The sequence below is a fragment of the Micromonospora parastrephiae genome (assembly GCF_016802865.1).
In the GTDB taxonomy this organism is placed as follows: domain Bacteria; phylum Actinomycetota; class Actinomycetes; order Mycobacteriales; family Micromonosporaceae; genus Micromonospora; species Micromonospora parastrephiae.
The window spans coordinates 37,005-61,085 of sequence record NZ_JAEVHM010000005.1 but is presented as its reverse complement, the minus strand read 5'-3'; the positions used below and the strand labels follow the sequence as shown (position 1 = coordinate 61,085).

Genomic DNA, 24,081 nt, shown 5'->3' with positions numbered 1-24,081 from the left:
CCCGTGGCCTGGAAGCAGCGTCTCCCCGCCGCCGTCCGGACCTCGATTGCACAGACCGCTGGTGGCGTGGACACCTGGTGGAGTCAGTGGTTGGGGGTGTGCTGGTCGAGCCGGTCACGCAGGGTGTCGGCGAAGCCCTCTGCGGTGGCCAGTTGCTCGCGCAGCGCGGTCACGCGGGCGGTGGCAACGGTGTGGAACATGCCGAGCCGGTCGAGCAGTGCCCGCCGGTGCTCATCGCCGGCGGTGGGCAGGGCGTCCAGGACGCCGAGCAGGTCGCGCATCTCGTCGAGGGTGAATCCGAGCGGTTTCATCCGCTTGACCACGGTGAGCCGGTCGAGGTCGGGTTCGGTGTAGAGGCGGAAGCCGCCCTCGCTGCGGGCCGACGGGACGATCAGTTTGGCGTCCTCGTAGTGGCGGATGGTGCGGATGCTCAGGCCGACCCGGTCGGCGGCTTCGCCGATCTGCATCAGCCGGCCGGCGGCCGGGCCGCAGCTGTGCTGCGCCCCGGTGCCCTGCGTCGTTCCCGGCATCAGTGGCCGCCGCTCAGGTTGCCGGCGAGGGTCCCGTGGATGGCGGCGCTGCGCTTGTTCAGCTCGACGATCTCGACGGTCTTGCCGCGTGCGGCGTACTTGGTGGTGATCGCGTCCAGCGCCGCGACCGACGAGGCGTCCCACACGTGGGCGTGGGTCATGTCGATGACCACGTTCTGCGGGTCGTTGGCGTAGTCGAACTGGAAGACCAGGTCGTTGCTGGAGGCGAAGAACAGCTCACCGTGCACAAAGTAGATGCGGGTGCTCTCGTCGGGGTCGAGCACGCTGGTGACCTCCACCAGGTGGGCGACCCGCCGGGCGAAGATGACCATGGCGGTGAGCACGCCGGCGATCACGCCGATGGCCAGGTTGTGGGTGGCGAGCACGGCGCCGACGGTGGTGACCATGACCAGGGTCTCGCCGAGCGGCATCCGCTTGAGCGTGGCCGGGGCGACCGAGTGCCAGTCGAACGTGCCGACGGCGACGATGATCATCACGGCGACCAGGGCGGCCATCGGGATCACCGCGACGACGTCGCCGAGCGCGACGACGAGGATGAGCAGGAACACGCCGGACAGGAACGTCGACAGGCGGGTTCGAGCACCGGACGCCTTGACGTTGATCATCGTCTGGCCGATCATGGCGCAACCGCCCATGCCGCCGAAGAAGCCGGTCACGATGTTGGCCACGCCCTGCCCCCAGGACTCGCGGGTCTTGTTGGAGCGGGTGTCGGTGATGTCGTCGACCAGCTTGGCGGTCATCAGCGACTCCATCAGCCCGACCAGCGCCACGCCGAGGGCGTAGGGGGCGATCAGGGTCAGGGTGTCGAGGGTGTACGGCACGTCGGGCAGACCGAACACGGGCAGGCTGTCCGGGAGGGCGCCCTGGTCACCGACGGTCGGCACCAGCACGTGGGCGGCGACGGTGATCACGGTCAGCACGATGATGGCGACCAGCGGCGCGGGTACGGCCTTGGTGAGCCGGGGAAGCCCGACCATGATCGCCAACGCGACCCCGACGAGCGGGTAGACCAGCCACGGCACGCCGAGCAGGTAGGGAACCTGAGCGGCAAAGATCAGGATGGCCAGAGCGTTGACGAAGCCCACCATGACGCTGCGCGGGATGAACCGCATCAGCTTCGCCACACCGAGCACCGCGAGAACCACCTGGATAACGCCGCCGACGATCACCGCCGCGATCAGGTAGCCGAGGCCGTGTTCCTTCGCCAGCGGCGCGACGATCAGCGCGATCGCTCCCGTCGCGGCACTGATCATCGCCGGCCGGCCGCCGCAGATCGAGATGACCACGGCCATGGTGAAGGACGCGAACAAACCGACGCGGGGGTCGACCCCGGCAAGGATCGAGAAGCTGATCGCCTCGGGGATCAGCGCCAGGGCGACGACCAGGCCGGCGAGCACCTCGGTGCGGAACACCTTCGGCGACAACCAGGACGGACGGGACAGACGCGGCCGGGTGACCGCGGACAGCACAGAAGACATGTAGCCGTTTCCGTTCAGGGTGTACGCGCCGAGCGCACACGCGCTGCCGTGCCCGCCAGGGGGACGACGCTTGACGTTCATATCAGTACCGGTCGGACATTTCCAGACCGTTTCCGGGCATCGTCGCCCGGGAGAAGACCGCGAGGGGCCAGCAGCCGCAGCTCGACGACCTGCACCGAACCTACCGTCTGGTGAGGGTAGAGTTCCGCATTCGTGATGATCATCACCGGAGGTGTCACCGGGAATGCCGGGCGTGAGCGCCCGTTGGGTGTGTCGCAGGCGTGGTGCCCGGAACGCGCCGGGGTCCCGAGTCCGAGTGCACCCTCACGACGGCCCTGGACAGGGCCGCAAGCGCTGCCAGCGTTACCGCCACGACAGTCATCCTCGGGACGAGCAGGACGATCGCCGTCGCCAGGGCGGCGGCCATCGTGGCGTGATTGCTGGGAAAGGACCGGTCACCCGGCTCCGGGCATCGCTCGGCGAGGATGAAAACGTCGGTGACGACCCGGCAGGGGCGACGCTCGGCGGCCACCAGTGCTTTCATCATCCCACTGACGGCGTAGGCGAGACACACCGCGACCGGCGTCGTGACGAGCAGGGCGCGTTGCGGCCAGGGGCGGGTGCGGTGGCACCACATGCACGCGAGGAACAGCAGCCCGAGCAGCACCACGATCGAATCAGTGCCGTGCAGGGCCACCTGCTGCAGGCTCTCCGGGGTACGGCCCGTAAGGCCGACCGCGCCGCGATACCAGCACTCGCTCAGCTCCTGGATGTCCAACGCGCTCCTCATGGCGTGCTTGGGATGACGCCGGTTCAACACGGGCAGTCAGCCCAGGGCTGGGTCACCCCGTGCGCAGCGACTGCCGCCGGGACGCGAGCGCGGCCAACTCGTCGGCGGCGTCGCTGACTATCGAGGTGCGGGTGGTGTCGCGCAGCCAACCGTGGGGGAGAGCGGTGGTTCCGCTGTAGGCGCCGGCCAAGGCTGCGGCGATGCGCGCGCTGGCCGGGTCGGCGACGGCGGCGGCGAAGGCGGCCGCCGCGGCGGGCCCTGCCGGGTGGCGCAGGAATGCGGCCGTGGCGACGCTGATGCGGCAACGGTCGCTGGTGTCGGGCGAGAGGTGGACGGTGGCCTCCGCGGCGCTGTGCTGGCCAAGGGCGGCAACCCGCGCCAGGCGGTCGGCGAGAACGCCGTCGCCGCCCAGCTGCGCGAGGCGGTAGCAGAAGTCGAGACGGTCGATGTTCTGAGTGTTCTGGGCGCGGTACGCCAGCGCCACCGCGTAGGCCACGGCCACGCTGGCCTGCTGCGCGGGTGGGTCCCCTCGCAGCACCGCGCTGACCAAACGGGCGCGCCGGCCGAGGTCGTTCAGCGGTACCGGTAGCAGCCCGGCGGGGACGGCGCACAGCAGGTGGACGCCGTCATCGACCGGATGCCGTGTCGCCTGGCCGTCGGTGCAACCCCATGTGACGGTCATCGCGGCCATCAGGTCCTCGATGTAGCCCGGCGGTTCTGGGCAGGCGTCGGCGTGGGCTACGAGGTGTCGTGCGTGCGCGACGACCCGTGCGGCGGGCTGGTCGAGCGGCCCGGTGGGCCACGTGGTGGGCAGGCGCGCGGCGGGTGTTTGCCCGGGGCGGTGAAGGCCGCGACCAGGCAGCCACGGCTGCGATCGCGTAGCCGCGCCAAGGGTTGGTCGATGAATACCATCACTCGCACTCTACCCTAACGTAAGGGTGCAGCGGTGGAGGGTCGCCCTTTCGGTAACGCTAACGTCAGAGTAGATTCGGCGTGTCGGGCGGACAACGGTCCGCAGGCCAGGGAGGTGTCATGACGCAGTTCTTCGTGTGGCTGACTGACGGCACCCTGCTGACGGTCGCCGCCGACCGGTGTCGTCACGATCGACGGATCATGACCTTCGAGCGCCGCACCGGCACTGCCTGCACCACCCACTGGCGCGAAGTGTCCGCGCTGCGGTGGGAGGACGTGCACCGGGTCGAGCGCATCGAACACGTCTAGCCGTTGCACGCGGCCGGGCGGCACTGGGCCCGACACCGGCATGCCGGTGCACCTCGGCGGCTGGGGGTCATCGTTGCGGTGCGGCGTGGGTCACCAGTTCGGCAAGCTCGCCGGCAACACTCCACACGCGCAGCGAGGAACGCAGGCGCGCGCCCCATTCGGCCGGCACCAGGTCGTCTCCGCCGTGCGCCCCGAGCAGCGCTGCCGTCATGACGGTCGCGTCCGACGCGGGTGCGAGCGTCGCTCGACGCAACGCTGGGTGAGGCTCTCGGTAGCAGGTCAGGTAGAGGCGCAGAGCTACCGCGAAGGCCGTGACAGCTGGCTCGCCGGCCATCTCGGCAACGCTATCCTCTGAATTGAGGGGCCGACCGACCAGCGCCCGTACCGTCTGTAGCGCTCTGCGCAGCGGCACGGTGTCGGTGTGCGCGGCGATCGTCGCGATGAGGTGGTCGACGTGCGGCGGCCGGCCGGGTTCCTGCAGAGCCGCCACGGCCACGGCAACGGCCTGCGCGGCGGCGATGTCCTGAGCGGTATGGTCGGCGCCGCATCGGGCAGCGGTGCGGCGGGCGGCCTCGGCCACCTCGGACAGCGGAAGGCGCGGCAAGAGGCCCAGTGGACTGATCCACGCCGCCGCGGCGCCCGGCGTCGTGAAGCCGGTGACGTCAAGGTCGTCCAGGTGCAGCGCATCGATCCGGTGCGACGGGCGCCGGCCGATCAGGAGGGGGCGCGTCACCGGGTAGGTCGAACGGCGAATGAGATGCACCGCGAGGCTGAGCGTGTGCTCGGTGACCGGACCGTACTCAAGTTCCCGAGTGGGTGACGGCATGACCTGGTCGGTGTCCTCCACCGAGACGGAGGCGGGCATCCCGCGGTGCAAACCTTCGGCGCACGCGATCATGAGTAGGCAGCCGCCGACGCGGTGTCGCCACCTCTGCCAGGCAGCGGTCGGATTGCTGGACAGCGCAGTCATCGGTTGTCGCTCTCCAAGAAGTGTCGGGGTGCCGGCTCCGGGCGACCCTTGCCCCGGTGCCCCCAGCCCGCCCGGGCCCACCGTGCCGGGTCGCGGCAGGTGCGCCCGTCGACGACCTTGGGGCCGCCGACCAGCTCGCCGAAGGTGACCGGGTCGGCGTTTCGGAAATTGGCCCACTCAATGAGGAAGCCCGCGCGATGCTGCCTGGCTGGACTGCCGGGTGTGGTGAGCCGTCGCGGCGCGGGACCTGCCTGTCTGCGGCGCCGGGGGCGGTAGGGGGTAATCCTTGCGCCGGTTCATCCGGGCGGCTGCGCCCCGGCTCCCGGCCTGCCGAGCCGGGCCAGCGCACTGGCCGCTGTCCAAACGCGCGACGCACCCTCCAGTCGAAGGCCCCACATGACGGGGAGGTCCTTCTCCGCCCGGCGGGCGCCACACAGCGCGCCGGTCATCGAGGCGATGGTGTCAGTGTCGCCGCCCATACCAATAGCGAAGCCGATCGCCGCAGGGACGTCATCAGGATGGCGCAGGAACGCGGCCAGCGCGGCGGGCACAGCCTGGACCGCGGCAACACCGTTGCCGACCTCGCCGGCCACGTCGGCACCGCTGGCGGCTCGGGCGACGAGTGCGGGCAGTTTCCGCAGCGCGGCGCGGAACTCGGCGGTGTGCACGTGCTGACAGATCGCCGCGACCATCCGGTCGGCGTCCAGCGGGGTGTCCTGGATCGACAGTGCGGCCAGGGCGGTCGCGACTGCCTGTGCCGCCGCCCCGTCCAACGCCTGGGGGTGCTGGTGGCTGACCATCGCGGTCCGGCGCGCGCGTCCGGCCACGGCGCCCAGGGCCAGACCGGGTAACAGGCCGACCGGGGCGACGCGCATCGCCGCACCATTTCCGAGCGAGCCATGTCCGTCGAACATGTCCGCGGCCGCCTGCCGCCACGCGGCGCCGCGGGCGATATCGGCGAACAGTTGGGCCGCACCCTGGCCGTAGCCGCGGCCAGGTTCGCGCGTCCACTCGCGGGCGAGTTCGTCGGCAAGCTCGTCCTCGTTCACGATGCCCCGGCGTCGGGTCAGATGGTCGGCCAGGACGAGAGTGCAGGCGGTGTCGTCGGTGAATCGCATCAGCTGGGTCGAGCGGTGCATCCAGTCGTCGATCTCAGCCGGATCCGCCGGTTCACGGCCCTCGAAAGGTGCGCCCAGGGCGTCGCCGCAGGCCGCCAGCACCATGGCCCCGCGTACCCGGTGTGACCAGCTCAATTCTGTCCTGAGCATCGGTTAACCGTCTCCCGTGATCACTCCCGACGGACTTTACTCTAACGCGAGGGTAGAGTATTCAATGGCCTGGGAGCTGCGGATCGCCGCTCGGACCACGTGCTTATACCGTCACCACGACAGACGGGACCAGCGGTCACCGCCGGTGGGTCCGGTCGATCCGTCGCCCACGACCCGGCGCATCCGCTGTTCAAGCTCGTGGACGTCGGCGTTGCCGTCCCGCACCGCCTGGGGTGGGGCGTCGGCGGTGAGCGGGCCGACCTCGTCGGCTTCGCTGCGCTAGCTGTACTCCCCAGGAAGGTTGGTTAAGCGGCTGATGGGTGGGCGGCATGCTTGAGGTGCCGGATGCATCCGGTTTATCCTCGTCGCGAGGTGTCATCGCGTCTGGCCGCAACGACGTTGTGGTGATGGAGGTGACACAACATCAAGGAACGACTATGCCCGCGTCACTGCATCATATGATCATCCCAGTGTCTGATCGCGACGTTGCCGCCCGCTACTTCACGGGCCTGCTCGAACTGCGCGAACCCTGGGAGAACGGCTTCTTTCAGTCGGTGCAACTCGATGATTCGGTTGTCATCAACTTCGCGGCCCCGCCGGTCGAGGTGCAGCCCCAGCACTACGCCTTCCTGGTAAGCGACGAACTTTTCGACCGCATCAAGTCCCGCTTCGACAGCGACGGTACGCCGTACACAGCCGACCCGCCCGGGAAGCGGCCTTCCGAGGTCGGTGAGGTCAATCGTGACGGGACCGGCCGACGACTGTATTTTTTGGGCCCGGACAAGCACATGCTTGAAGTGCTGACCGCTCGCTATAACGACGTGCCACAGCGATCTCGGCCGCAGTAACCGAGCCAGCAGCCGCGCAGGAGCCGTTGGGCTGAGGCGCATGCAGATTGGCGAGGCTGCCGAACGCATGGGGCTGAGCATCCGCACGATCCGCTACTACGGGGACGGCTAGTAGTTCAGTCAACGGGACGATCGTGCCGGTGATCTCGGCGCGTCCAGCTCGCAGGTCGAAGACCGTGCCGTCTAGGGCCACGAGGATCCGCTTCGAAGGCACTGCGGTCGCCTCCGCCAAGTGCGCTCGCTCGGCGTGGCAGTGGTCAGGCTGGAGTCGGCCACCGCGGGAGCCGGCCCCGGGCGGCTGGCGACCGCCAGGCCGCAGGCAGGGCCCGCTCACCGGTGTGTGCGCCGACCAGGGCGGCGGCCATCACCGCCACGTCGCTGACGGCACCCGCTTGGGCCAGGCTCGTGCGGACCGCCGCCACCGGATCGCGCGGATGCAGCAGAAAGCCGTCAGCGCCGAGGCGAGACACCGCCGGGGGGAACGGCCGCGGGTCGGGAACTGGGCGGCGACGAACTCTGGCTCGGCGCGGGCGCGCAACAGCATCTTCGTCACCCGCATTGCCTCCCGCAGCGGCGGTGTGACGGTGTGGGCGGCGACGGCGTCGACGAACACGTCCGGCTCAATGTCCATGCGGCGCGCCGCCAGCGCGGTGGCGACGGCGTGGGCGACGGCCGTGTCCTGACTGAGCGCAACGGTCGTGCACCGTACGGCGATCTCACCGGCCAGGGCCGCCACCTCTTCCAGCGGCAGGGCGGTGAGCAGTCCCACCGGCCAGATCCAGGCCGCCGGCCCGACCGAGCCATCCGCGATGGTGCCGTCGGCCACGTGGACGGCAGCGCGGGCGACCGGGCCCGCCGTCTGCAGGCCGGCCGTCAGTGCGTCCACGTCGACCGTGCCGGCCGAGCCGGACAGGCGGCGGGCGAGCGTCATCGCCGAGGCGATGTGCGGTCCGGGTGGGGCGCTGCCGTCGTGCCTGCGCAGCGCCGCGGTGATCTCCGCGGCGGTTGGTGCGCCTCGCTCCTGCAGGCGGGCAGAGGTGGCCTCCGCAGCGGCGGCGGCGAGCAGGGCGGCGCGACCGAGGCTGCCTGCCAGAGAACCCGCCGTATCGCCAAGGCTCGTCAACCGTGGGTCGTGCATGGATCGCCCCGTCCTGCTAGACCGGCCTGTGGCCACGCCCACTTCCGGCGGCGTGGTGGATGTCGCCCGTCTCAGGCGCCGACCGGTACGTCGGCTCGGCCATCTCCTCCCACAGGTCGCGTACCTGGCGGAAGTCGCGCTCGGGCAGGCGGTTCAGCAGGGCGATGACCTCGGGCCGCGCGTTGCTGGCCGCAGCCGCGGCCAGCAACGCGTCGCGGCTGGCGGGACCATCGTCGAAGGCTGTTCGGACGTGGTCGAGAAGTTCGATGCGGGTCACGTCGTGCACCGGTTCCTCCTGCCTTCTGTCGTGCCACGCGGACCGCGGCACTATCCCTACTCTAACGTAAGAGTATTTACGAACCGCGGCCCCTAGTTCGGGAAGGTGTCACGCGGTCGTCGGCGACGCGACCGCCGCTCGGAGCCGGGCAGGGGAGCGAGGATCGCTGCGACACCGACGGCCAGGGGGAGGGTCGAGCCGATGAGCAGGGCCTGGGTGTAGCTGCCGGTGATGTCATGGCCGACGGCGAACAGGACGGGGCCGAAGGCGGTGGAACCGACGTTGACCGCGGTGACCGTCCCGCGGATGGCGCCCAGGTGCCCGAGCCCGAACAGCCGTGGCGTCAGGGCCGCCTCGACGGTACGGATGGCGCTGGAGGCCGCGCCGAGCGCCACACCGAACCCCAGCGCCGACCATCCCGGCCCGGCCCGGGTGGCCCAGGCGAGCGCGACGGTCAGTCCGACCATGGCGGCCGGCAGCACCACCCGAGGGCTGGTGCGGTCGATCAGCGCGCCGACCAGCAGCGTCGCCGCGATCCCCGCGATGGTCTGCGGCAAGAAGTTCGCCGCCGCCGCAGCGGCCGTGAGCCCGCGTTCGGTGAGCAGGCTGATCTGGTGGAAGGCCACGGCCGTGGTGAGCATTCCGGATGTGGCGACACTGGCGGACAGCACCCAGAAGTACGGTGTGCGCAGCGCGACGCGGTGACTGAGGTCGGCCAGGGCGCCGCCGTCGAAGCGGGCGTCCCCATCGCCGCCGTCAACCCGCTGGCCGACGTCCTCGGGGCGGTTGCGGATGCCGAACACCGCGACCGGAATGACGACCGCCCACACGGCCAGTCCTTCCACCAGCCAGGCGGTGCGCCAGCCATGAACGGCGATCAACCGCTCCAGCAGCAGCGGGGCCAGGGAGATCCCGGCCGCGCCGACCGCGGAGACGACGCCCAGCGCGATACCTCGCCGCCGCCGGAACCAGTGCGCGGTGACGGTGGTCGCGGCCAGCCCGAGTGCGCCCTGCCCGGCCATCCGGATACCCACGAACCCGGCGGTGAGACCGACGATCCCCGACACCACCGACAGCGCCACCAGCACGGCGCCGAAGACCACGCCGATGACCAACATGCACCGGCGCACCCCATAGCGGTCGACCAGTCGCCCGACCGCAGGCAGCGCCGCCGCGCCGGTCAGGGTGCCGATGAGGTACGCGGTGGAGATCGCTGAGCGGCTGATTCCCAGGTCGGCGATGAGGGGGTCGACGAACGCCGACACCGCCACGGTCTGGCCGGGCGCGGTCATCGCCAGCGCGACAGCGGCGAAGCCGACGATCCGCCAGCCGTGGAAGCCGCCAGTAGGCGTCGGTGCGCTGGTCGAGGGCAGGGTGGTAGTCATGGGCCTCAGAGCTGTTGACGCGGGGCCTCGCCGGGTGGTGGGCCGGTGTAGGCCACCCGCGGTGCGGGTCGGAATCGGGCTGTCTGCCGCTATGGGCGGCAGGATGGACATGCCGGAGCCGGGAGCTGGTTCGCCCGGTTCCCGGCGGCGGGCCCCGGGCCTCTCCGCACGTCCACGCGGTCCCGCGGCGCTCGCCGGTGACGATGATCCCCCCGGTCCGGGGGTGCTCCTTAACCGGGTCAAGTGCTGTCGGCGTGCCCCCGGTGGCCCCGCGTCGCTCGGGCGGGCGGCTTCGCCCCGGGGAGGCGGGAGGGTAGGACGAAAACCCGTCGCCCCGAGGCGTCGCGGCGCCGGCCTGACGAGCAGCGCTCCGAACCCCTACCCTAACGTACGAGTATCCATATCAGGTGGTGGTGCTTGCAGGGGGCAGTGTCGACGCCGCCGGCTGCTGACGTCGCCGTCGGGTCAGCCGACCCGCGCGACCGTCGCGTGATCGCGGATCTCCCCGGCTTCGCCGTGGCCAACTCCGAGATCGCCCCGGGGTTGGCCGGCGAACGTCAGGAAGCGTGAGACGGGCCCGTCGTGGGTCAGGTGGAGTTCGTGCATGGCCCTGGTGCAGGCGATGTAAAGCATGCACCTGTCCATTTCGTTGGCGTAGTTCGTGTCGTCGACCTGCGGGACGATCACCGTGTCGAATTCCAGTCCCTTGGAGAGGTGCGCCGAGGTGATGACGATGCCGCCGGCGAACTCTGCGCTGTCGTAGTCGAGGAGCGTCAGCTCGACGCCGGCCTCCGCCAGGGCCTGGTAGAGCGTCGTCGCCTGGGCGGTGGTCTTGCAGATGATGCCGAGAGACTTGTGTTCGCTGTTTCTGTGCTGCTCGATGAGGGCCAGGATTTGGGCCTGTTGACCCTTCTGGTCTGTGCACGCGATGACCTGCGGTGGACGTCCGTGGCGCTCGACCGGGACGATCTTGTCGTTGCGGGAGATGTGCTGGGCGAAATCCGTGATTTCGGTCGTGGAACGGTAGCTCTTGCGCAACTCCAGGCAGTCGGCCTCGGGGAAGATGCTACGGATGGTCGACGGTGACGAGGAGCTGAACGGGTTGACCGACTGGTTGGCATCTCCCAGGATCGTCATCCTGCAGGAGAACAGCTCCCGCACCACGGCGTACTGGATGGGCGTGTAGTCCTGCATCTCGTCGATCAGCAGGTGGCGGATGCGTCCGTAGCTCTCCTGGCGGGATGTCCTGATCATGGTGTAGATCAGCGGGAAGGCGTCGGCGTACTCGACCTTCTTCCGACCCAGCGGCTTGAACAGCCCGCGGCGGGCGGGGTGCGAGTAGAAGGCCTTGTACACGGCGAGCGCGTCCTTGTGGGGGAACATGGCGCGGACCTGCCGGCGCACAGCGGTGGTGTCGGCGGCCGTCCACGTGCGGCCTCTGTCCGAAGCCTGCTGCTTGAGCAGGTGGACGGCGGTGTCGGCCAGCAGGTCCAGCCGGGTGAAGATGGGAAGTGTCGGTGACTGCCCGAAGGTCGCCGCGACCCACCCGGCGGAGAGTCGATTGTTCTTCTGGACGATTTCGGCGGGCGTGAATTCCTCGTCCGTCCGCGCGCTGATCCATGCGTCGAGCAGGGTGACGAACTCCGGCGTCGCCTTGTAGCGCATGCGCTCGGCTGCCGCGTCGTCGACCCGGTCGAGCAGGTTGACCACCTGTTCGCTGAACGTCTCGTAGTCGGTGATGTTGGCGAGGAACCTGCCGGCGATGGTGGTGAAGTCGATTTCGGCGATCTGCTCTTCACCTAACTCGGGCAGCACGTTGGCGATGTAGTCGCCGAAGACCTTGTTCGGGGAGAGGATCATGATGTTGTCGGAGGAGAGGGTGTCCTTGAAGCGGTAGAGCAGGAAGGCCACCCGGTGCAGGGCGATCGACGTTTTTCCCGAGCCCGCCACACCTTGCAGGATCAGCACCTGCGCTGTCTCGTTGCGAATCACCGCGTTCTGTTCCCGCTGGATCGTCGCCACGATGTTCTTCATCTTGTCGTCGGCGGACTGGCTCAGCTCCCGCTGCAGGACGTCGTCACCGATGTTCAGCGCGCTCTCGAACATGTATTCCAGGCGCCCGTCCTGGATCTTGTACTGGCGCTTGCCGGTGATCTCGCCGTGGGCGATCCCCTGGGGGGCCTGGAAGAACGCCTCGCCCGACTCGAAGTCGTAGTAGAGGCTGGAGACGGGGGCACGCCAGTCGTGCACCACGATCTCCTGGGTCTGCGGGTCAGAGAAATTGTGCACACCAAGGTAGTGGGCCCTGGCCTCCGTGTCGCCGCTCGCGTGAAAGTCAACGCGCCCGAAGTAGGGGGACGTCAACAGCCGCTGGATGCGTTTCGCACCGTGACCGCGTGCTCGGCCAAGGTGACCGAGGTGTTCACCTCGACGCGGACGTTCGCCTTCTCGACGCCGTCCATGTCGCGCCAGTGCGTCCACATGTGCTCCTTGTGCGCCTGGATGGCGCTGGCGGAGCTGTCGATGGTGGTGGTCAGACGCTCCAGCGCCGCCGTCAGCAGACGCACCGTCTCGGCCAGATGCTGACGCTCCAGCTGTTCGTCTCGAGTCTGCACATCTGTCACAGCTGTCTCCGGTTCGATTCCTGCACGTATGGACCGACGGTCGGACGCCATCTCCACCTCTACCCTAACGTGCGAGTACAGATGCCGGCCGGCGCCGAGTCCCGCCGGGGTGCCCATCTCGGATCCGGCTTGCGGGCGGATCGCCAGGGGTCGGACTCGTCGAAGGCGAACACCCGCTGCGGGAGGTGGCTGCTGACGTGCTCGCTCCGGCGGCGTCCTCCGTGACCGCTGGAACCACCATCCCGCGCAACTCTTCCGTGCGGGTAGGGTTGTGGTTCAGTTTGGCGACCGGCCGGTGCCCGGCGCGTCGCAGTCGTGCCGGCGGTGACAGTGGTGCCGGCTAGCCTGGACGGCAGTCGACCGGTGGGCGCTCACCGGGTTGGGAGCACGATCGGGAGGCGGGACGGAAGCGATGGGTGACGGCGCACTGATGCAGATCGGCGAAGTGGCCGAGCGGGCCGGGCTGAGCCTGCGCACGATCCGCTACTACGAAGAGGTGGGCCTAATTGTCCCCTCCGCCCGCAGTCAGGGCGGCTTCCGCCTCTACACCGACGCCGACGTGGACCGGCTGCGGGTGGTCAAGCGAATGAAGCCGTTGGAATTCAGCCTGGAGCAGATGCGTGACCTGCTGGCCATCGTCGATCAGCTCTCCGGCGGCGCCCGGCTGACCAAGGCGGAACGTCAACGGCTGCTCGACACCCTCGCCGGCTACCGCGAAGCCGTCCACGAGCGGTGCGCGGCGCTACGGGCGCAGCTCGCCACCGCCGAGGAGTTCGCCGCCACCCTCACCGGCCACATGGACTGTCTTCAGTCACCGACCGCCTCCCGCGCCACGGCCAGCGGCTGACCTCCGAACCCCGTCACCCCCGCCCAGCCGGGCAACCCTCACGTGAGGGTATTGTTGTGCTGGATTCAGCGACAGAGGGGGTGGGCGCAGGTGCCGACGGCGACAACGACGACAGCAGTGGCCGCCGAAGCGGCCCGGCGGCGCACCTTTGCAGTGATCTCGCACCCCGACGCGGGCAAGTCCACGATCACCGAGGCGCTCGCCCTGCACGCCCACGTCATCGGCGAAGCCGGTGCCGTGCACGGCAAAGCCGGCCGCAGGGGAGTGGTCTCCGACTGGATGGCCATGGAGCAGCAACGCGGCATCTCGATCACCTCCGCGGTCCTGCAGTTCGCCTACCGCGACCTGATCATCAACCTGCTCGACACCCCTGGCCACGCCGACTTCTCCGAGGACACCTACCGCGTCCTTACCGCCGTGGATTGCGCCGTCATGCTCCTGGACGCCGCCAAAGGCCTGGAACCGCAGACCCTTAAGCTGTTCGAGGTCTGCCGAGCCCGACAAATCCCGGTGATTACCTTCATCAACAAGTGGGACCGCCCCGGCCAGGAGCCGCTGGCACTACTCGACGAGATCGAACAGCGGATCAAGCTTCGCCCCACCCCGATAACCTGGCCGGTCGGCATCGCCGGTGAGTTCCACGGCGTGATCGACCGACGCGCCGGCGAGATGACCGCCTTCCACCGCACCCCCGGCGGCGCTACCGCGGCCGTCGAGGAACAACTCGACCCGCACCAGGCAGCGCAGCGCTACGGCGAGGACTGGCGCCGGGCGGTCGAGGAACTCGATTTGCTCGCCCTCACCGGCGCTGACCACGACCAGGCCGCCTTCACCGCCGCCGTCGCCACACCCGTACTGTTCGGCGCGGCAGTGGCCAACTTCGGAGTACGACAACTGCTCGACGTGCTCGCCACTCACGCCCCCGCGCCACAGGCGCGCCCGGACGCGGAGGGTCAACCTCGTTCGGTCGACGCGCCGTTCGCCGGCTTCGTGTTCAAGATCCAGGCGAACATGAATAAGGCGCACCGCGACCAGGTCGCCTTCGTCCGGGTCTGCTCCGGCCGGTTCACCCGAGGGATGACCGCCATCCACGCCGGCACCGGCCGGCCCTTCGCCACCAAGTACGCACAGCAGATGTTCGGCGCCGACCGGGAGACCATCGACGAGGCGTACCCCGGAGACGTCGTGGGCCTGGTCAACGCCACCGCCCTCGGCATCGGCGACACCCTCTACGACGGCCGGGCCGTGGCATTCCCCCCGCTGCCCTCGTTCGTCCCGGAACACTTCGCCGTGCTCCGCGCCGCCGACACCTCCACCTACAAGCGGTTCAAGCGAGGCGTCGAGCAACTCGACGCCGAAGGTGTGGTCCAGGTGCTGCGCAACGACCGCCGAGGCGAACAAGCGCCGGTCCTCGCCGCCGTCGGCCCGATGCAGTTCGAGGTCGCTATGGCCCGACTGGACGCCGAGTTCGGTGTCACCACCGGGCTGGAACATCTCCCCTACGAGCTGGCGCGCCGCACCGACCGGGCCAGCGAAGAGCGACTGCGCGGGGTCGCCGGCGCGGAGGTGTTCACCCGAGTCCGCGACGGCGCACTGCTGGCTCTGTTCACCAACGGCTGGCGGCTGCGCGCCATCGGCGACAGCAGCCCCGGTCTCACCCTCGATCCCCTACCCGCAGCCGGATAGTCGGTGCCTCCACCACGGCGTACGAACCTGCCACGTGTCGCCTGGATGATCCGGTCCTGCCGAAAGTTTCGCAGGACCCTGCAGGGGCGTACTGGTGGCTGGTCTGCCGCCGGTTGACGGGTCTCCTCATCGGTGTGCGGCCCCTCGGCACCATCGGGCGCTGCGCCAGTGGGAGGTCGATGCCACCGACGTCGAACAAAGCACCATCCTCCGCAGCAGCACCGCCTATCGTGCTCAGCATGCCCTCGGCGCTTTCTCCGTGCTGTCGGCTGGGCCGCCCGTACGACTTGCAGTTGCACTACCTGGCCTCTGAGTCGATCGCCCGTGCGACGTTGTGGCTGGCGAGTCTCGACCGCGAGGAGGTCTCCCGTGTCGCCCATCTCGTCCGCCGAGGTTGAAGGGGAGGGTGGCGGTGCAGACAAAGCAGATCATCGAACACATCGGGGGACTGCTAGATCTCGCCGGCGTGTTGGCCATCGCGGTCGGTGTCGCCATCGCGGCAATCGTCTTCGTATACCGGTACTGGCAAACCCGACAGCTTGTCGAGGTCTACCGGCAGTTCCGGCAGGGTGTCGGAAGAGCCGTCCTGCTCGGACTCGAACTTCTGGTGGGCGGCGACATCATCCGCACCGTGGCGGTCTCGCCCACCTTTCACAGTGTCGGAGTGTTGGCCCTGATCGTCCTGGTCCGCACCTTCCTCAGCTTCTCGCTTGAGGTCGAGCTGGATGGCCACTGGCCCTGGCAGGCTAAGAAGCGCTCGACCATGGGCACCACCACGGCGGCCTCCCGCGACAACCCCGGGTCGTGACGCTTCCGGCGGACCCCGTGCCCACGACCGTCCCAAGGGTCACGTAGACCAGTGGCCGTGCCGGCGTGCGGTCGGGCAGCCGAACAGGCTTGGTCAGGGGGTCCTCCCAGGGGACCGTGCGGATGGGATGACGTCGGGATGGTCGGCGACGGGGCCGACCTGGAGGGCAGCCGGCACGGGGTCGATGTAGGGGCGGGGCGGCGCCGGCTTTGGCAACGGCTTTCAGGGTCAACATCGGGCTGATCCAGGGCCCGGCGTGTGACGGCGGGAAGGTCCAGCATGGGCGGGAAATAGTGAAAGACGCTGAACAGCAGCGAGGGGATGCCCAACTCATCCGCGGCGACAGCAGCACCCGGGTTGGCCGGATCGTGCACAACGAGGTCGGGTCGGTCGTCCCGCCAGGCCCGGCGTAGAGCGGCGACGGCAGGCAGAGCGTGCATGACACCGAAGTAGGCCGGAACCCATCGGGTCCGCATGTCGTCGGTGACCGCAGGGAACCGTGCGCGGGTGAGTTCGGAGACCTGGGTGACGGTCGGGTCGACGTCCGCGCCGGCCACGGGACACGGCGACAAGGAGACTCACCAGGCCCGCCGCGGCCGCGCCGGCCATCGCAGCCAGGAGAGGCCCGGACGCGGCGATGGACGCGAACTGTTGCCCACCACAGCGGGCTCCGGCGGTCGTGCTCGGGATGACGGCCTGGTTGACCAGAATCGGCATGCCGCCCTCCCTCAGGTCCTGCTCGGTGCGGACCAGGTTGGTCATCTCACGCCGCTACTACTCATCGTAGTATCGGGTCGGTTCACCTGGCGGCGACGCCCGCCAGTCTCAGGAATCTGACAGCAAGTCGGTACACCCGTCTCTGTATTGTCCGATCGGACTCCGCCGCTTGTGCGCGGGCGGGCTGATCACGTTGTTCCACGCGGCGGACGAGGACGGGAAAATGACGAGGAATACTCGCTTGACCTTGGCGTTGATAGCGGTGGTGGTGCTCGTGGTCGGTGGTCTGCTGACCGTCAATCGTCCCGACCAGCCGCCTGTTGCGACCACCGACGCTGGCGCGATTGAACCGACGGTGCTGGCGCGCGAGGACAGTCACCGGCTGTCCACGGCAGCGGACGGCAAGGTGACGCTGGTGGAGTTCCTCGACTTCGAGTGCGAGTCCTGCGCCGCCGCGTACCCGGCGGTCAAGCAGATCCTGGCGACCTATCAGGACCGCATCACCTTCGTGGTCAGGTACTTCCCGATCCCCAGCCACCCGAACGCCGAGCTGGCCGCCCGCACCGCTCAGGCCGCCGCGAACCAGGGCCGCTTCTCCGACATGTACATCCAGCTGTTCGAGAACCAGACCAGCTGGGGCCACAAGGAGCAGGCACAGACGGAGGTGTTCCTCGGCCACGCCCGCACCCTCGGCCTGGACATGTCGCGCTTCCAACGTGATCTCGATGATCCCGCCACTGCCGCCCGGATCGGCAAGGACAAGGCCGATGGTGCAGCCGCCGGTGTGCAGGGCACACCGACGTTCTTCCTCAACGGCCGGCAACTGACCGACCTGCGAGGCCAGGACGACCTCGTCGCCGCCATCGACGACGCGCTGGCTAGATGAGCGCCGCCACCGTCGAGCAGCACACCGAGCGGGGCTTACCCGAGCAGGGTTTCCTGTCCCGGGCCACCGCCTGGATCTGCACCGTCGGTGGCGTCGTCGGGATGCTCGCCGCCGTAATGCTCATCGTCGAGAAAATCAACCTGCTCGCCAATCGCGGCTACGTGCCGAGCTGCAGCATCAACCCCATCTTGTCCTGCGGCTCGGTCATGAGCACACCCCAGGCCGAGGCGTTCGGCATTCCCAACCCCCTGATCGGCATCGCGGGTTTCGCCGTGGTCACCATGATTGGCGTCGTCCTGCTGGCCGGTGTGCGACTGCCCGGCTGGTTCTGGCTGGGACTACAAGCCGGCGCCACGTTCGGCGTGGTCTTCGTGCACTGGCTGATCTACCAGAGCCTCTACATCATCGGCGCATTGTGCCCGTACTGCATGCTCGTCTGGGCCGTCGCCATCCCGATCTTCCTCTACGTCACCTTGCGCACCCTGCGCCAGCACGGCGGTGCGCTTCCCAGGTCCGTACGTCGGGCTGCCGCAGCAGCCGCCAGCTACCACAGCCTCGTCCTCACCGCTTGGTACGTGATCATCTCGCTCGCGATCCTAAACCGCTTTTGGGATTACTGGATCACCCTCATCTAGCCCGCCCACCGCTTCTGCTTCCGCGATGGGGCAACTGCGGCGGTAGCCCAAAGGAACCGATGAGCCCGCAGGTTTCGCTCATCGAGTGTCGCTGGTGCAACATCCGTCGGTGCATCCGCTGGCGTCGCCACCAGTGGTGGGGGAGCGCAGGGCGGCGCCTGGGGCGCAGCAGGTGTCGCCGCGCCAGGCTTCGCGGCCTTCCTTCACCGCGACTGCGGCGATGATCAACGCGGCGGCGGGGTCGGCCCACCACCAGCCGAACAGCGAGTTGACCGCCAGCCCGACCAGCAGCACCGCCGAGAGGTAGGTGCACAGCAGGGTCTGCTTGGAGTCCGCGACGGCCGAGGCCGACCCGAGTTCGCGTCCCGCGCGGCGTTGCGCGGCCGACAGGACCGGCATCACCGCCAGGGACACCGCGGCCAGGACCAGACCGATCGTGGAGTGCTCCGCGCGGTCCGCGCCGACGAGCGCGCGCACCGATTCGACGGACACGTACGCGGCCAGAGCGAAGAACGACAGCGCGATGACACGCAGCGCGGCGCGTTCCCGGCGTTCGTGGTCGGGTCCGGAGAACTGCCAGGCCACGGCGGCGGCGGAGGCCACCTCGATGACAGAGTCGAGCCCGAACCCGATCAGCGCGGTCGAGGAGGCCATCCTCCCGGCGCTGATGGCGATGACCGCCTCGATGACGTTGTAGGTGATTGTCGCGGCGACGAACAGGCGCACCCGCCGGATCAGGATCGACCGGCGGGCCGGTGACGGACCAACTGACATCAGCGGAAGTGGCGCGTTCATCAGCAGCACCCCTCGGACTCGGCGGCCGGGCAGGCGGCTGGATCGACGGCCAGGACCAGGCCGAGGAGGTCTCCGAGGGCGTGCGCGAGGCGCGCGTCGGCGAGTTCGTAGCGGCTACGCCGGCCCTCTGGCACCGCGACGACGAGGCCGCAGCCCCGCAGGCACGCCAGGTGGTTGGACAGGTTCTGCCGGCTCGTGCCCAGCAGGTCGGCGAGGTCCGCCGGGTAGCCGGGCCCGTCGCGCAGGGCGAGCAGGAGTCGGGCGCGGACCGGGTCGACAGGGCATGGCCGAAGCGGGCCAGGACCTGTCCGTGCGTCAGAGTCTCCACCACCCAACAGTACATCATCTGGTGAATAAACAGAATGCTGAACTATATGGTCACGATTCTTGACGTGGCTCGAACCAATCATCTTATTATGCGCATGTCAGCATGACTTCCGGTTTGATTGGCCAGCGCGACGGTGCCGGCGCGGCGAGCACGGCGATTGAGAACCACTGATGGGCCACGACCATTGATCCGGCCGAAGCGGTCACCGTGCTGAGGTCTCGTAGAAGCGCGCCCGATCCTTACCGTGCCGCCAGGCTGACCGGGTGGCCCTGACCCGCTGCATCTGGCGGAGTAGCCCGTCATGGCACAGCGCAACAGGGCCAACGTGTCCGACGTGGTCCGTAGTCTTAGTTCGTGCCGACCTACGACTGGCCGCTGATTCAGCATCGAAGCGGAGACTCCATCGAGTCGCTCGTCGCGACTCTCCTGCGCCGCGAGTACGGCGACGCGCGGCAGGTCAATCCATCGCAGGGCGACGGCGGGATCGACATCCTCCGCTCTACGATGGACGGGCTTGAGATTTGGCAGGTCAAAGGCTTCACCACAGCGATGACCGATAGCCAGTTCCGCCAAGTCAAGAGGTCCTGGGAACGGTTCGTCGAGGAACATGTCACCCCCGGCGCATGTCAGGTTGCCCGGTACCACCTCGTCACACCCTGGACGCCGACCGAGGAGCGCATCGCAGAGTTCAATAGCCTCACCGAGGGCGTGTCGTTCCCTTGCCAGTGGGACAGCGACGCCTTCATCGCCGGGCTCGCGGATCGCTATCCCGAAACCATGCGGCGGTTCACCCACGGGGAAGGGGTGCTGGAGCAGTTCATTAGCCAGATGGCGATGCTCGCGTCCTCGCCGGTCGAACGCGGCGAGTCACTGACGATGCTTGGCGCGATCGAGGCCCGGCAGGAGGCGCTTGACGCCCTGCGTGATGTCGTTAGCGACAGCTACCGCATCGAGCACGGCACCCGGACGGCGGCCAACAGCCAGGGGGTTCCGTTGCCGTCTGATGATGACCCAGCGGTGTATCACCGGATGACCTATCTCGGTGGCTCCCGGTGGAGGTACGAGTCCCTCGTGCCGCGCTCCCCGGACGCGGTCGAGCTTGACCCGATCAGGCTGAACGTGGAGTTCCTCGCGACCCCGGGCACACCCGAGCACGAGGCCATACGAGCGTGGTTTGAGTGGGGTATTCCTTTCAGCGACGCGCACGCCAGGACCACGACAGTTGGTGGACCCTTCTCCGACGAACCGATCGAATCAACGGTCTCCTTCATCGAGGGAGCCCGTAGCGAAGCGCCACCGCTATACCTCCGATGCATTACCAGTGACGGCGAGAGTCGGTTCCGCATGCCGTTGATTGGCGCCGCGCGAACGATCGGGACGCGCACTGGCTGGCTACGTCTGGTCGTCGATACGCCCGAACGGGCGCTCAACTTCGAACTTCGTTTCAGGCAGGGTGAGGAGGCTGACGCGAAGGCGCGGATGGGAAACGTCGATGGGCGTAACCCCGAGGCTGTCCGCGATGAGCTCGAAACCTTGCTGGGCATCAGCGCAGGCGATGTCATCTCCGTGGAAACCGGCAACGGCCAGTCGCTCATGCGAGCGCACGGCGCAGTTCTGCCTACCGCACTGGAAGCGATCCATCTTCCGGTCGCTCGGCACCTAACCCAGTTGCAGGCCCACACCGCCTCTATGCTCGTCATGCCCTCGATCACCGAGACCACCGACAGTCAGTTCCATTACCTCTCGTTCCTCGCTTCGATCTATGGTGGCATCGCGCGTCGCTGGGCCTGGACAGAGATCACCCTCCAGGTACCCGACGATGATGCCGGGGCAGAACGCCTTAGGAGGGTTGCCGTGAACGCTGTTTCAGGCGGCACTTAGTAAAAGTGGAAATGCCGGTGTTCCAGCTTGGGAACCGGACGTACACGATTGATCACCCCCTCGCCAGTACGGCACATTCTATCCAGCTCGAACCTGGAGTCGAACCAGCAGCGCTCCGCCCCGGGGACGCCTTCCGGCTCGTCCCCGGTGCCGACGACGGTGTGACGACAGCGAGGATCGTCGACTGGACCCCCGGGAGCATCCGGTTCGGCTGATGCGTTACGCGGCTCGCGCAGGCTGAGTTCGTGCCACCCTGAAGTCAAGCACAGGCGGCGACGTCGGGGCCACCAACGTCTACACCAAGGCCGACATCGTCGAAGTGGCCGCAGCGCTGTCAGCCCTTAGCGGCGAACCGCATCCTCTCGTATCCCAGGGCCATTACGGCCCCAGGCATGGTCCCGCTTACTGAAGAAGATGTAGTGAAGTGAGGGCCAGCCGTCACGAGGCGGCCCTCACTTCTTGCTCTGCTGCACGGTAGGTCCTGGCTGCTGCCGAAGGTGATTCGCACCTCGCGGGGGTCTTGGCGGATACCGAGGACGAGTTAAGCGGCCGTTGCACAAGGGTGTGCTGACCACCCGGCTGTGTCTGCCGATGAGCGGGTGGCGCGACGGTACCGACTGCTGAGCCGAATGGCAGGCCGATACCGCTCCGCCGCCGACAGCCGGAGCGGTCGGGCCCGGTCGGACCGGATCAGATGCCTGCCTCATGCTTGCCGCAATGCACCGCCTGCTCAGCTCGGACCGGCTACGTCAGGTGTGACTTCGACCGCTGCCGCAGCGCCAGTCTTCGGACAGGCGGCTGTGGAAGCGGCCAGGTCGTCCCGGATCTGGGTCTGCCACAGCGCAGGCCCGGCGTACGCGTCCTGCACCCCGTTGCCAATCCCGCAGCCGCCCGAACAGCCGGCAGATGTGCCCGTACCGGCGCTCGCCGGCAACACCTCTTGGCGAGAAACCCCTCTCGTGGCGCTACTTCCGCTTCGGCTTACGCCGCCGCGCGGTCGTTCGGTTCTTGAGAGGCTTGTTTGCCCCATCGGGCAGTATCACGCCTGGCGGAGCGGCCACTTCGAAGAGCGGATTGTCGGCCAACTGCTCGGTATCGATATCCGGCTGCTCTGGGTGGAGAAAGATATTTTGGTATGCATTGTGGGTGGCGTATGTGTTTACTGTTCGCGCGGTCGAGATTGGCGCCGAGAACCGCATCGAACCCGGCTGTGGCTCCAGGGTCAGTATCAGCAGCATGGACGGGTTGAGCGGAAACCAGACTTCGTCGGCGTCAAGCAGCCCGTAGCCCCGGATCGGGCTGGGGTTGCTCTTGTAGAGCATGACCGGCTCATCGCAGGTGACGAGGACGGGCTCATCGAAGACGCCGAGGTGCCAGTGCCGGCGCATGAGGTGCGGGAAGATTTTGTGCGCCAACTTGCCCATCATGCGGACATGTTCGTTAGGGTCCGGAACGAATTCGTAATCGTCCAGGTTTGCGACGAGTTCTTCCATCTGGGCGATATGCTCTGGACTAGCATGCCCGAGCCGCTCCTCAAGCAGCCTCTTGATAGCGTCGCTACCGAGCCCCGAGTACTGGAGTTTCATGTAAAAGTCGGCCTGGGTCTCAATCTCTCTGCGCCGACGCTTGCCCCGCACCTTCTGAAAGGCAAGGAAGGTGGCAATCTCGTATTTGTCGTCGGGAGGCGGCGGAAACTGGCCGAAGGTCGGGTGGCTGATCCTGCCGATCGCGGCGGAGGCGCCGGCTTCGATGACCCCCAGCACCTGTTCCATGTGACCGGCCAGATCCCCGTTAAGATCGATATAGGTGTAAAAATCGGTCTCGGCACTGGCCGTCTTGGGTGATGTCCGATATCTGCGCCCACCCGGCTTCTCGACAACGTCGATGTGACCGTCGGCGTCTGCCCAGTATTCGAGGTAGAAGCGAGGCACGGTGTGGTGCCGAGCGCCCACGAAGTGGTTCGGGTCGCCTGGGAAGGGCCACTCGTCGGCGAGGTTCGCCATCTCCTCGTCAACTCCAGTCCAGCGCGATCTGAATTGGCGGTACCAGAGGAACCAGTTTGAGTCACGCAAAGGTCGACAACGTCCGAGGATGCCCTCGACGGGCGTCCCGGGCAACCCGTTTGAGCTAGCGGACACCGTACCCCGGGCTCCGCCGACACCTACGCGAGCTCTGTGTTTTTTTTGCGTTCGGGCCGGTGCTCTGCGGAGCACGACGTCTGACAGAGGTGCCACAGGCGGTGAGCGGAGCGGAGCAGCGTTTCGGGCCGGGCTTCGGTTTCGCGCTGGGCTGCACCTCGCTGTTCGCCTCCGCCCTGCTCACCGGGGGAGTGGGACCGTGGATGCCGTAGCAGATGTTCGGCTGTGCCTGGGTCGGCATTTTCGCCGGCCTGCTGCCCCGGGTACGGGGACGGGCCGAGATCCTCCTGCTCGCGGTCTACGCCGCAGTCAGCGGATACTTCTTCGGCTTCATGCTCAACCTGTCCTTCTGGCCGTTCTCCCTCGATCCGACCAGTTCGATCGCCTACCAGCCGGGCCTGCCGGTGCTCGAACAACTGCACCGGTATTTGACCTTCTTCGCCGTCACCTCGCTGGGCTGGGACACCGGGCGGGCGATCACTACCGCTGTCCTTGTCACCCTGGCCGGGCCGGCGGTGCTCGGCGCGTTCCGCTGCGCGGCCCGCCGGGCACACTTCCGGGCCGCCCCGACGTTCACCGGCGCCGCTGTGCCATCCCCAGCCCGCTCTGAATCAGCCCCAGTTAGCCAAGCTGATTGACGAGAGCGCGACGACGAGCCGGCGAAGATGGGCCTGACTTGGCTCGATCTCGAGGTGAGGAGCACACCCCGGAATTGGCCAAAACCGGAAGTGTTGGTTAGCCTACCTAACTTTCGGGCCGGGATGAGTTTTCGAGGCGTCGGTAGAGATCTCGGGCGACGTAGCGGTTGGG

Annotated in this window: 23 protein-coding genes and 1 pseudogene; 10 read left to right on the top strand and 14 right to left on the bottom strand. The window is 68.1% G+C overall.

The genetic code is table 11. The features are described from left to right. Window positions 1-83: 83 nt before the first annotated feature. The 4 genes from JNW91_RS02705 to JNW91_RS02690 all read right to left on the bottom strand — a co-directional run bounded on the left by JNW91_RS02705 (window position 84) and on the right by JNW91_RS02690 (window position 3,510). Window positions 84-530: a MerR family transcriptional regulator gene (locus JNW91_RS02705; protein WP_203173363.1), complete on the bottom strand. Its 447-nt coding sequence runs from the start codon at window positions 528-530 to the stop codon at window positions 84-86. Continuing rightward, window positions 530-2,029 (bottom strand): SulP family inorganic anion transporter, encoded by a 1,500-nt coding sequence (locus tag JNW91_RS02700; protein ID WP_203173384.1) that lies wholly within the window; start codon window positions 2,027-2,029, stop codon window positions 530-532. Before JNW91_RS02700 ends, JNW91_RS02705 begins: the two co-directional genes overlap by 1 nt. Window positions 2,030-2,264: 235 nt before the next feature. Next, entirely contained in the window at window positions 2,265-2,807 is a 543-nt protein-coding gene (locus tag JNW91_RS02695) for a phosphatase PAP2 family protein (RefSeq protein ID WP_203173362.1), read from the bottom strand. 64 nt (window positions 2,808-2,871) lie between these two features. Further along, window positions 2,872-3,510 carry a hypothetical protein gene (locus JNW91_RS02690; RefSeq protein ID WP_203173361.1) on the bottom strand — a complete coding sequence of 213 codons (639 nt, stop codon included), beginning with the start codon at window positions 3,508-3,510 and terminating at the stop codon, window positions 2,872-2,874. 341 nt (window positions 3,511-3,851) lie between these two features. On the opposite strand from JNW91_RS02690, the gene JNW91_RS02685 reads away from it, so the two are divergent. Further along, window positions 3,852-4,040 (top strand): hypothetical protein, encoded by a 189-nt coding sequence (locus tag JNW91_RS02685; RefSeq protein WP_203173360.1) that lies wholly within the window; start codon window positions 3,852-3,854, stop codon window positions 4,038-4,040. Window positions 4,041-4,107: 67 nt separating this feature from the next. Here JNW91_RS02685 and JNW91_RS02680 read toward each other — a convergent pair whose 3' ends face one another. Then, the gene (locus tag JNW91_RS02680; protein WP_203173359.1) at window positions 4,108-5,010 is read right to left on the bottom strand and encodes a hypothetical protein; all 903 of its coding nucleotides are present in this window, start codon (window positions 5,008-5,010) and stop codon (window positions 4,108-4,110) included. 296 nt (window positions 5,011-5,306) lie between these two features. Continuing rightward, window positions 5,307-6,278: an ADP-ribosylglycohydrolase family protein gene (locus tag JNW91_RS02675; RefSeq protein WP_203173358.1), complete on the bottom strand. Its 972-nt coding sequence runs from the start codon at window positions 6,276-6,278 to the stop codon at window positions 5,307-5,309. Window positions 6,279-6,607: 329 nt separating this feature from the next. Here JNW91_RS02675 and JNW91_RS02670 point away from each other — a divergent pair, with 329 nt between their 5' ends. Both JNW91_RS02670 and JNW91_RS33015 read left to right on the top strand, forming a co-directional pair. Continuing rightward, window positions 6,608-7,126 carry a VOC family protein gene (locus JNW91_RS02670; protein ID WP_203173357.1) on the top strand — a complete coding sequence of 173 codons (519 nt, stop codon included), beginning with the start codon at window positions 6,608-6,610 and terminating at the stop codon, window positions 7,124-7,126. Between the two features lie 40 nt (window positions 7,127-7,166). Next, window positions 7,167-7,238 (top strand): MerR family DNA-binding transcriptional regulator, encoded by a 72-nt coding sequence (locus tag JNW91_RS33015; protein WP_255544944.1) that lies wholly within the window; start codon window positions 7,167-7,169, stop codon window positions 7,236-7,238. 252 nt (window positions 7,239-7,490) lie between these two features. Here JNW91_RS33015 and JNW91_RS02660 read toward each other — a convergent pair whose 3' ends face one another. The 5 genes from JNW91_RS02660 to JNW91_RS31725 all read right to left on the bottom strand — a co-directional run bounded on the left by JNW91_RS02660 (window position 7,491) and on the right by JNW91_RS31725 (window position 12,607). Next, complete coding sequence (locus JNW91_RS02660; protein WP_203173356.1) at window positions 7,491-8,249, bottom strand: hypothetical protein; 759 nt, start codon at window positions 8,247-8,249, stop codon at window positions 7,491-7,493. 31 nt (window positions 8,250-8,280) lie between these two features. Next, window positions 8,281-8,550 (bottom strand): DUF2795 domain-containing protein, encoded by a 270-nt coding sequence (locus tag JNW91_RS02655; protein WP_203173355.1) that lies wholly within the window; start codon window positions 8,548-8,550, stop codon window positions 8,281-8,283. Window positions 8,551-8,633: 83 nt separating this feature from the next. After that, a complete protein-coding gene (locus tag JNW91_RS02650; RefSeq protein ID WP_203173354.1) occupies window positions 8,634-9,926 on the bottom strand; it encodes an MFS transporter in 1,293 nt (430 codons plus the stop codon). Between the two features lie 465 nt (window positions 9,927-10,391). After that, window positions 10,392-12,398, bottom strand: coding sequence for a HelD family protein (locus JNW91_RS02645; protein WP_238424257.1), 2,007 nt, complete (start codon window positions 12,396-12,398; stop codon window positions 10,392-10,394). Beyond that, on the bottom strand, window positions 12,287-12,607 hold the full coding sequence (locus tag JNW91_RS31725; RefSeq protein WP_238424248.1) for a hypothetical protein: 321 nt from the start codon (window positions 12,605-12,607) through the stop codon (window positions 12,287-12,289). Before JNW91_RS31725 ends, JNW91_RS02645 begins: the two co-directional genes overlap by 112 nt. Window positions 12,608-12,962: 355 nt before the next feature. Here JNW91_RS31725 and JNW91_RS02640 point away from each other — a divergent pair, with 355 nt between their 5' ends. The 5 genes from JNW91_RS02640 (at window position 12,963) to JNW91_RS02620 (ending at window position 18,129) form a co-directional block, all read left to right on the top strand. Beyond that, window positions 12,963-13,397 carry a MerR family transcriptional regulator gene (locus tag JNW91_RS02640; protein ID WP_238424247.1) on the top strand — a complete coding sequence of 145 codons (435 nt, stop codon included), beginning with the start codon at window positions 12,963-12,965 and terminating at the stop codon, window positions 13,395-13,397. Window positions 13,398-13,487: 90 nt separating this feature from the next. Then, entirely contained in the window at window positions 13,488-15,083 is a 1,596-nt protein-coding gene (locus JNW91_RS02635; RefSeq protein WP_203173352.1) for a peptide chain release factor 3, read from the top strand. A gap of 412 nt (window positions 15,084-15,495) precedes the next feature. Beyond that, on the top strand, window positions 15,496-15,891 hold the full coding sequence (locus JNW91_RS02630) for a DUF1622 domain-containing protein (protein ID WP_203173351.1): 396 nt from the start codon (window positions 15,496-15,498) through the stop codon (window positions 15,889-15,891). Window positions 15,892-16,831: 940 nt separating this feature from the next. Further along, a complete protein-coding gene (locus JNW91_RS02625; RefSeq protein WP_203173350.1) occupies window positions 16,832-17,494 on the top strand; it encodes a DsbA family protein in 663 nt (220 codons plus the stop codon). After that, window positions 17,491-18,129 (top strand): vitamin K epoxide reductase family protein, encoded by a 639-nt coding sequence (locus tag JNW91_RS02620; protein ID WP_203173349.1) that lies wholly within the window; start codon window positions 17,491-17,493, stop codon window positions 18,127-18,129. The genes JNW91_RS02625 and JNW91_RS02620 overlap by 4 nt, the downstream gene beginning before the upstream one ends. Window positions 18,130-18,207: 78 nt before the next feature. Here the strand turns inward: JNW91_RS02620 and JNW91_RS02615 are convergent, their stop codons facing one another. Continuing rightward, on the bottom strand, window positions 18,208-18,924 hold the full coding sequence (locus JNW91_RS02615; protein ID WP_203173348.1) for a cation transporter: 717 nt from the start codon (window positions 18,922-18,924) through the stop codon (window positions 18,208-18,210). Continuing rightward, window positions 18,924-19,267 (bottom strand): annotated as a pseudogene (locus JNW91_RS02610) (ArsR/SmtB family transcription factor). The gene JNW91_RS02615 and the pseudogene JNW91_RS02610 overlap by 1 nt, the downstream one beginning before the upstream one ends. Window positions 19,268-19,606: 339 nt before the next feature. Between JNW91_RS02610 and JNW91_RS02605 the strand changes: the two are divergent. After that, window positions 19,607-21,133: a hypothetical protein gene (locus tag JNW91_RS02605; protein ID WP_203173347.1), complete on the top strand. Its 1,527-nt coding sequence runs from the start codon at window positions 19,607-19,609 to the stop codon at window positions 21,131-21,133. A 965-nt stretch (window positions 21,134-22,098) separates the two neighbouring features. Here the strand turns inward: JNW91_RS02605 and JNW91_RS02600 are convergent. Then, window positions 22,099-23,136, bottom strand: coding sequence for a DUF4238 domain-containing protein (locus JNW91_RS02600; protein ID WP_203173346.1), 1,038 nt, complete (start codon window positions 23,134-23,136; stop codon window positions 22,099-22,101). 350 nt (window positions 23,137-23,486) lie between these two features. Between JNW91_RS02600 and JNW91_RS02595 the strand changes: the two genes are divergently transcribed. After that, window positions 23,487-23,909 (top strand): hypothetical protein, encoded by a 423-nt coding sequence (locus JNW91_RS02595; RefSeq protein ID WP_203173345.1) that lies wholly within the window; start codon window positions 23,487-23,489, stop codon window positions 23,907-23,909. Window positions 23,910-24,081 lie beyond the last annotated feature (172 nt).